8 protein-coding genes are annotated in these 8584 nt (G+C 36.1%); 7 read left to right on the top strand and 1 reads right to left on the bottom strand.

Going from position 1 to position 8584, the window contains the following annotated elements:
- The coding region (locus DF281_RS05015; protein ID WP_170114852.1) for a helix-turn-helix domain-containing protein at positions 1-108 on the bottom strand (108 nt) is incomplete at its 3' end.
- A 496-nt stretch (positions 109-604) separates the two neighbouring features.
- On the opposite strand from DF281_RS05015, the gene DF281_RS05010 reads away from it, so the two are divergent.
- The 7 genes from DF281_RS05010 (at position 605) to ltaS (ending at position 8236) form a co-directional block, all read left to right on the top strand.
- Positions 605-1528, top strand: coding sequence for a cation diffusion facilitator family transporter (locus tag DF281_RS05010; RefSeq protein ID WP_109349151.1), 924 nt, complete (start codon positions 605-607; stop codon positions 1526-1528).
- Between the two features lie 116 nt (positions 1529-1644).
- Positions 1645-2571 carry a cation diffusion facilitator family transporter gene (locus DF281_RS05005; RefSeq protein WP_240605512.1) on the top strand — a complete coding sequence of 309 codons (927 nt, stop codon included), beginning with the start codon at positions 1645-1647 and terminating at the stop codon, positions 2569-2571.
- A gap of 11 nt (positions 2572-2582) precedes the next feature.
- The gene (locus DF281_RS05000; protein ID WP_109349149.1) at positions 2583-2888 is read left to right on the top strand and encodes an ArsR/SmtB family transcription factor; all 306 of its coding nucleotides are present in this window, start codon (positions 2583-2585) and stop codon (positions 2886-2888) included.
- A gap of 93 nt (positions 2889-2981) precedes the next feature.
- Entirely contained in the window at positions 2982-3959 is a 978-nt protein-coding gene (locus tag DF281_RS04995) for a tRNA dihydrouridine synthase (protein WP_109349148.1), read from the top strand.
- Positions 3960-4063: 104 nt separating this feature from the next.
- On the top strand, positions 4064-4900 hold the full coding sequence (locus tag DF281_RS04990; protein WP_109349147.1) for a MerR family transcriptional regulator: 837 nt from the start codon (positions 4064-4066) through the stop codon (positions 4898-4900).
- Between the two features lie 129 nt (positions 4901-5029).
- Entirely contained in the window at positions 5030-6187 is a 1158-nt protein-coding gene (gene norA, locus DF281_RS04985) for a multidrug efflux MFS transporter NorA (RefSeq protein ID WP_109349146.1), read from the top strand.
- A 93-nt stretch (positions 6188-6280) separates the two neighbouring features.
- Entirely contained in the window at positions 6281-8236 is a 1956-nt protein-coding gene (gene ltaS, locus DF281_RS04980) for a lipoteichoic acid synthase (RefSeq protein ID WP_109349145.1), read from the top strand.
- The last annotated feature ends 348 nt before the right edge of the window (positions 8237-8584 follow it).

Raw genomic sequence — 8584 nt, 5'->3', positions numbered from 1 at the left:
CAGCATAAGGTTGTAGACCTTACGGACACAACCGAACGTCTTCGCAAAGAATATTTCTTGTTCTTCTGTTGGGTAAATTCTGAATTTGTAGGCTTTCAATTGTTCCATAAGGTTTACCTCCTTTTTAAGATGATTTCTTGATTTTATTATACCTTATTTTAACTAAAAAAGAAACATATGTTCTTATCTAAGCTAAAAGAAAAAGGCGATAAGACCTTTATATCAGTTTTCGAGTTACCAACGGTAACCCTCAAACTGAACGGTATTCATCCCCCACTTATAGAAGATGGGGGAATTCTACCGAACAGATGTTAAAAAAGTTTCTACTAGTTCAAAAGAATCATTTTATAATTGAAAGATTTATCTGATATTTTTAAAAATGTTTCCTTTGTGCAACTTATAGGGAATACTAGCACTGTAAACCTTTATTTTATAAGGTTTCCGGTGCTTTTTTAATTCACGCAATAAAGTTTCTTTAAAGAAAAAGAGTTTTATTAATTAAAAAAGAAACAATGAAGGCAACAATTTTTGCATAGACTAAGACGAACTTCATTTGATACGATACATAGGCACTCGAAAGTTCGATGTCAATTATTGGAGGTGTATGATGGAAAACAGACAATCATTATTAGCTGCTTGGGTAAGTGTCATCAGCAATATTTTCCTAACAATTATTAAAATAGTATCAGGTGTTTTATTTAAAAGTCAGGTACTACTAGCAGATGGCATACATAACGCCGCAGATGTCGTCGCTTCAGCAGTCTCACTTGGTTCCATGAAAATATCAAATCAACCTGCCGACGAAGATCATCCATATGGTCATGGTAAGGCAGAAGTTGTATCATCAGCATTTGTTTCCATCATTTTAATTTTAGCTGCAATCTATATTGGCTATGAATCGATTATGGCGCTATTTGAACCCGCTTCAGAAGCTCACTGGATTGCCTTCATAGCAGCGATTATTTCATTAGTTTGGAAATACGCACTCTATGTATATACGATGCGCATTGGTAAACGTCAACGAAGTAAAGGTTTGATCGCAACTGCATATGATCACTTAGCAGATGTTTATGCTTCATTAGCAGCTGTGATTGGTATCGGTGTTTCACTATTAAACCAATTCATTACGATTCCTTATGCACAATATGGTGACCCAATCGCCGGTATTATCGTAGCTATACTTATTTTGAATTTAGCAATTCATATGATGAAAGATTCAATCGATATTTTAATGGAAGCAAGTCTCCCGGTTGAAAGAAATCACCGTTATTTAGAGACAATCCGTAGTAATGCACATGTCAAACGCATCGACAGTGTTCGCGCACGAAATCACGGTCATTACGTATTAGTAGATGTTCGTGTAGCGGTTTCAGCCGATTTGTCGATTCAGCAAGGACATGATGTTTGCAAACAAATTAAGAAAAGTATTATCGCCATGGATGATGAAGTAACGGAAGTGTTAGTTCACTTGAATCCTTGGTATGAAGAAGATCAACATATTTCAAAAACAGAAATTCATTTTCATTAATACTTAAAGACTTCAGCATTGTTGGAGTCTTTTTTGTATTTAAAAGTTGAAAAAAATAAGAAAAAGATTTAATATGTATATATGAGTATATAATCATATATAAGGAGATGGCATTTATGAAAAAAGATCGGAATCAAAAAATATTACTAATTTCATTCATTATTATTGCTTCATACATGGTTGTAGAAGCAATCGGAGGATTTATGACAAATAGTTTGGCATTATTAAGTGATGCCGGGCATATGTTGAGTGATGCGATTTCACTTGCGATTGCATTAGTTGCATTTCAACTTGCGAAAAAAGTGTCAAATTACGGCAAAACATACGGTTATAAACGATTTGAAATATTAGCGGCCGTATTAAATGGTGTAACTTTAATTTTAGTGGCGCTTTATATTTTCTACGAGGCGATTCAACGATTTAATAACCCACCAGAAGTTGGCACAACAGGTATGTTGATCATCAGTTCGATTGGTTTAGTCGTCAATATTGTTGTAGCGGTTATTATGTTCAAAGGTTCGGATACGGCAGAAAACTTAAATATGCGTGGCGCTTATTTACATGTTATTTCAGATATGCTCGGCTCAATTGGTGCAATTATCGCAGGATTGCTCATCTTATTCTTCGGCTGGGGTTGGGCGGATCCGCTTGCAAGTGTCATCGTCGCAATCTTAGTATTACGCAGCGGTTTCAAAGTAACAGCAGCTTCCGTTCACGTATTAATGGAAGGAACACCGAAAGATATTGAAGTTGATCATCTTGTAGAGATTCTTTCTAAATCGGATGAAGTCCTTAGCGTTCACGATTTACATGTTTGGACAATTACATCTGGTTTAAATGCATTATCTTGCCATTTAGTTGTAAGAGGAGACTATACAATAGAAGAAAGTACAGTATTATTAAAAGATATAGAACATCAATTGGCACATGAAAGTATTCAACATGTGACGATTCAATTAGAAGCAGCAAGCCAAGTTCATGGGGATGATTTACTTTGCAATGCAGAGGCAGAATTTGATCCACATGCAGGGCATAACCATTAGGAGGCATTATAATGGAGCATAAATGTGACCAACAATTAGATGAAGAAACTCTTTTCGTCGTATCACAAACGTTTAAAGCATTGAGCGATCCGACGCGCATACGAATTCTAGATTATATTTGCGGGGAAGAGAAGTCCGTGAATGCGATTGCGGAAGGCTTAAATCTTGGTCAATCTACCGTTTCCCATCAACTGCGATTTTTAAAAAATCTACGTTTAGTGAAGTTTAGAAGAGAAGGTACGACGATGTATTATAGTCATGATGATGAACATATTATTCACCTCCTTCACCAAGCAATTGATCACGCGAAGCATTAATTTGAAATAAATTCGGTGCAAGGAAGCGTCAGAAATGATACTATTTATGATGGCAAAGAAATTTTATTTACAGAGGCATGAGGAGAAGATAAGATGAACAACGAAACAGAAAACTTTTGGCAAGAACTACCGAAGCCATTTTTTATATTAGCACCAATGGAAGATGTGACAGATGTCGTATTCCGTCACGTCGTGAGTGAAGCTGGAAAACCAGATGTATTTTTCACTGAATTTACGAATACAGAGAGTTTCTGTCATCCTGAAGGCATTTATAGTGTACGTGGGCGTTTAACATTTACGGAAGACGAACAACCATTAGTAGCGCATATTTGGGGTAATAAACCTGAAATGTTCGCGGAAATGGCGATTGGTATGAAGGAAATGGGCTTTAAAGGTGTAGACTTAAATATGGGTTGCCCAGTTGCGAACGTAGCATCTCGTGGTAAAGGTTCTGGTTTAATCAACCACCCAGAATTAGCAGCAGAAATTATTCAAGCAGCTAAAAAAGGTGGATTACCTATCAGCGTGAAGACGCGTCTTGGTTACACTGAAATCGAAGAATGGCGTGAGTGGTTAGCACATGTGCTTCGCCAAGATATTGCCAACTTAACGATTCACCTAAGAACTCGTAAAGAAATGAGTAAAGTAGATGCGCACTGGGATTTAATTCCTGAAATCAAAAAATTGCGTGATGAAATCGCACCGAACACATTACTTACAATTAATGGTGATATTCCAAACCGTCAAGTAGGTCAAGAACTTGCGGACAAATACGGCATTGATGGTGTCATGATTGGGCGAGGGATTTTCTCAAACCCATTCGCTTTCGAGAAAGAACAAAAAGAGCATTCAGTTGAAGAATATTTAAATCTTCTATTATTACAATTAGATTTATATGAAAAATATTCAGGTGAAACTCAACGTCCATATAATCATTTACACCGTTTTTTCAAAATTTATGCGCGTGGATTCAGTGGCGCTGCAGAATTACGAAATCGATTAATGAGTACAAAATCAACTGATGAAGCACGTGCGATGGTGCATGAAGTTTTATCAAGTGAATTAGTTTAGCATAGTAGGCCGTTTAAGGAATTCAATTTCTTAATCGGTCTTTTGTTTACAAAGTTTAAAGCCGGGAACAAAGAGAGAGACCGAGCGTTCGAGGGGTGCATGGAATGGAACAGAAATATTATACGGTAGGTCAAATGGCAAAACTGACGAATTTGTCGAATCAAACATTAAGATACTACGATCAAATTGGGCTATTTAAGCCGGTTTATACAGATCCACATAGTAATTACCGCTATTATGCAGAATCACAACTATACTTAATTGATTTAATTAAAAGTTTGCGTTTTGTCGGAACGCCACTTGAAAAAATTAAAGAAGTGCAACATTATTCGATTCAAGAGATGATCAATTACTTGAATGAACAAGAGAAAACGATTGAGCAGAAACTAGCGCAATTACAAGAAACGCGTTATACATTACGGAAAACGCGAAAACAGATGGAAGAACAGTTAGAAATCCCTGTTATGTATGAAGTGTTTGAAAAATACGAGGAATCTGCAAGACTGCTATGTTTAACTGCAAAAGATGCGACGCCCGTTCACGTATCAAATGAAGAAATGCAAAAACTAACGGAAACAATTGAGAATGAGGGCAGTGTGCAAACGATTCGTTATGGCAGTTACTATCCAATTAAAGACTACGAAACGACAAAGGACATTCAGTATTCTCAAATTTACATCCCGATTTTGACGTCAAAACTATTTGATGTACAAGATACGCAGATGAATATTGTGACGATGCCAGCAGGACGTTATATGGCTGTCGCGTTTATTTATTCAACAGAGCAGTATTTGAAAATGTACGATAAATTAGTAGCGTACGTTCGTGAAAATGAATCCATTATAGAAAATACGGTTTGGGAAACGATTATGCCGATGACATTTTCACCCCTAGAAGACGAACGAATTCTCGTTGAATTAAAAATCCGAGTAGAAAATTAGTCCATTTTGTTAATTTTTTCAAATCCATAGTAAAAATAGTTCCGTTTTAGCGCTGTTAAACTTGACCTTATGGTTACTATAACCTTTATGTTGGATAGAGCGAAATCGAACAGAATTGGAGTCACACGTATGAAAAATAAAATGACGCTTGCAATATTACTCGGGAATTTATTCATCGCATTCTTAGGAATCGGTTTAGTCATCCCAATCCTCCCAACAATTATGAATGAGTTTGGAATTAGCGGCCAAACAGTTGGGTTTTTAACAGCAGCTTTTGCATTTTCTCAATTAATCCTTTCACCATTTGCGGGGAAGGCAGCAGATAAATTCGGCAGAAAAATAATGATCGTATTAGGATTATTCATATTTGCATTTTCAGAATTTCTATTCGGAATAGGTAAATCTGTAGAAATTCTGTTTTTATCTAGAATATTAGGTGGAGTCAGTGCGGCATTCATCATGCCAGCAGTTACAGCGTTCATTGCGGACGTAACGACAAATGATGAGCGACCGAAAGCTTTAGGCTATATGTCTGCGGCAATTAATATCGGTTTCATTATCGGCCCTGGAATCGGTGGTTTCTTAGCTGAAGTTGGTACGCGTGTGCCTTTCTTTGCGGCAGCAATACTAGGTGGAGTAGCGGCAATTCTTTCATTAATCATGCTGAAAGAGCCTGAAAGAATCGAAGAAACAAATGTGACGTCTGGAGAAAAACCAAAAAGTGGTCTTAAACGCTTGTTAGCACCACTTTACTTACTACCATTTATACTAATTTTCACATCTTCATTTGGATTAGCGGCCCTCGAATCATTCTTTAGTTTATTCGTGGATCACAAATTCAACTTCACACCAAAAGATGTAGCCATCGCAATTACAGGCGGAGCTATTGCGGGAGCAGTGTTCCAAGTGTTATTATTTGATAGAATCATTCGACGAATCGGTGAGATTAATTTGATCCGTTGGAGTTTAATTTACTCAGTTATCTTCGTTTTTGCAATAACGGTTGCAAATTCATATTGGAGTGTTATGATTGTATGCTTCCTAGTGTTTGTTGGTTTCGATTTGATTCGCCCAGCATTAACAACATACTTATCTAAAATCGCAGGCAATGAGCAAGGGTTTGTCGGTGGTATGAACTCGATGTTTACGTCGTTTGCGAATATTCTAGGCCCAGTTTTAGGTGGAGCATTATTTGTGGTAGATATTAATTATCCATATTATTTTGCAGCAATCTTATTAATGATTAGCTTTATCTTCGCTCTTTTCTGGAAATCACAAAAAAGTTAATTTCATAAATTACTATATTTATGAAACTTTTTTGCATGTAATACGTTAATACTAAAGATGAAATTAATTTTGAAAAAAGTAGGTGTTTCAAAAATGTTGAAAAACAATAAAATCTCGATGGATAAGTTTACTTGGATTTATTTAGCAGCTGTAGTTGTATTATGGTTGAAAACATACATCGTTCAAGTAACACAATTTAACTTAGAAGTTAAAGGGTTTATCCAACAGTTTTTATTAGTCATTAACCCACTTGGAGCCGTAATTTTACTATTAGGGATTTCATGGATGTTCAAAAAGGACAAACGCAAATTCACTTCTTTAATCGTAATTTACACTTTAATGACAATATTATTATTTGCAAACTCAGTGTACTATCGTTTCTTTAGTGACTTTATTACATTACCAACAGTTACCCAAACTCAAAACTTCGGTGACTTAGGCGGCAGTGTACTATCATTATTAAAATGGTATGACTTATTATTCTTCGTTGATGTTTTCGTTCTATTTTACTTACGCTTCTCTAAGAAGTTCTTCGTATTAAATGGCGAAAAACGCGGCGGATTGAAAAAGATGTCACTCGTATTAGTTACATCTTTAGGACTTTCAGTTGTCAACTTAGCCATCGCTGAAATTGACCGTCCACAATTATTAACTCGTGGATTTGATCGTTCTTACATCGTTAAATACCTTGGTATGTACAATTACACAGTTTATGATTCAGTTGAGACTGCAAAAGCATCTTCTGAGCGTGTATTAGCTGATAGTAGTGATATTACAGATGTACTAAACTATACGCGTTCGAACTACGCAAAACCGAATCCTGAATACTTCGGCGTTGCTAAAGATATGAACGTTGTTTACTTACATTTGGAATCATTCCAAACATTCTTGATTGACTATAAAATCAACGGGAAGGAAGTAACACCTTACTTAAATAAGTTGGCGCGTAATAGCGAAACACTTTATTGGGATAACTTCTTCCACCAAACTGGTCAAGGTAAAACTTCAGATGCTGAGTTCATGTTAGAAAACTCAATGTTCGGTTTACCACAAGGTTCTGCTTTCATTACGAAAGGTCAAAATACGTATCAAGCAGCGCCAAATATCTTGAAAAATGAAGGTTATTCTTCAGCAGTATTCCACGGTAATAACGGAAGCTTCTGGAACCGTAACGTCATTTACAAACAATTTGGTTTCGATCATTTCTATGATGCAAGTTACTATGACACGTCATCAACTAAAGATATGGCGGAATACGGTTTACTAGATAAGCCATTCTTCACACAATCTCAACCATTATTAAGTGAATTACCTCAACCTTTCTATACGAAATTAATTACAGTTGGTAACCACTTCCCTTATAAAATGGACCAAGATTTAGTATCGATCGAGAAAGAAACGACAGGAGATCAATCAGTTGATGATTATTTCCAAACGGCTCGTTACCTTGATGAATCTGTTAAACAATTCTTTAAACAAATGAAAAAAGAAGGTCTTGAAGATAACACAATGGTCGTGCTTTATGGCGATCACTATGGTATTTCAAGCAACCATAATAAAGCAATGTCTCAAATCATCGGTAAAGAAGTAGATGCTTATGAGAATGCTAATTTACAACGTGTTCCATTATTAATTCATGCTCCAGGCTTAAAAGGTGGAGAAAAACACACTTACGGTGGTCAAGTCGATTTACTTCCAACTTTACTTCACTTACTAGGTGTAGATACGCAGAAATACGTACAATTCGGTACAGATTTATTATCAAAAGATCATAACGAAACAGTTGTATTCCGTAATGGTGGATACGCAAGTCCGGATATTTTCTCTGTAGATGACAAATTCTACGACAATCATACTGGTGAATTACTAGATGAATCGAAAATCACTAAAGCAGAAAAACTGAAAGCTGAAGTTGCAGAAAAACTGAAGATTTCAGACAAAACCGTGAACGGAGATCTATTACGCTTCTACACACCAAAAGGTTTTAAACCTACAGACCCGTCTACTTTAGACTACACGAATAAAGATACGAGCTTAGGACCTAAATAATAGGATTAAACGGAGTTGCTACTAGCAGCTCCGTTTTTTTTGGTTCTATTATATATGTTGAGGTCTTAAAATAATTCACGTTGTAGCTTTCAGAAATAACGAATGCTTTCCGTCGACAAGTGCTAAAGGAAAAGAGTTTTCGAAGTGACTCAAAGAGAGTAGTGGAATAAGCTAGACAAAGAAAGGATTGCTTCACACTTGTTTTTCGGCAGGAGTCCTCGTTATTTCTTTCAATGTTGATCTATGTGAAAAAAGGCAAAAAAAGCACAGGCCCTAATATTTCTTTACTTAAAATATTGAGTAATAAGTAAAAGTAAGGTGTACTGCACTGCGTGATTGTTTGAAGTA

This window comes from Kurthia zopfii (genome assembly GCF_003143955.1).
GTDB classification, from domain to species: Bacteria; Bacillota; Bacilli; order Bacillales_A; family Planococcaceae; genus Kurthia; species Kurthia zopfii.
The sequence above is the reverse complement of the archived record's forward strand: the minus strand, read 5'-3'. Positions and strand labels throughout refer to the sequence as shown.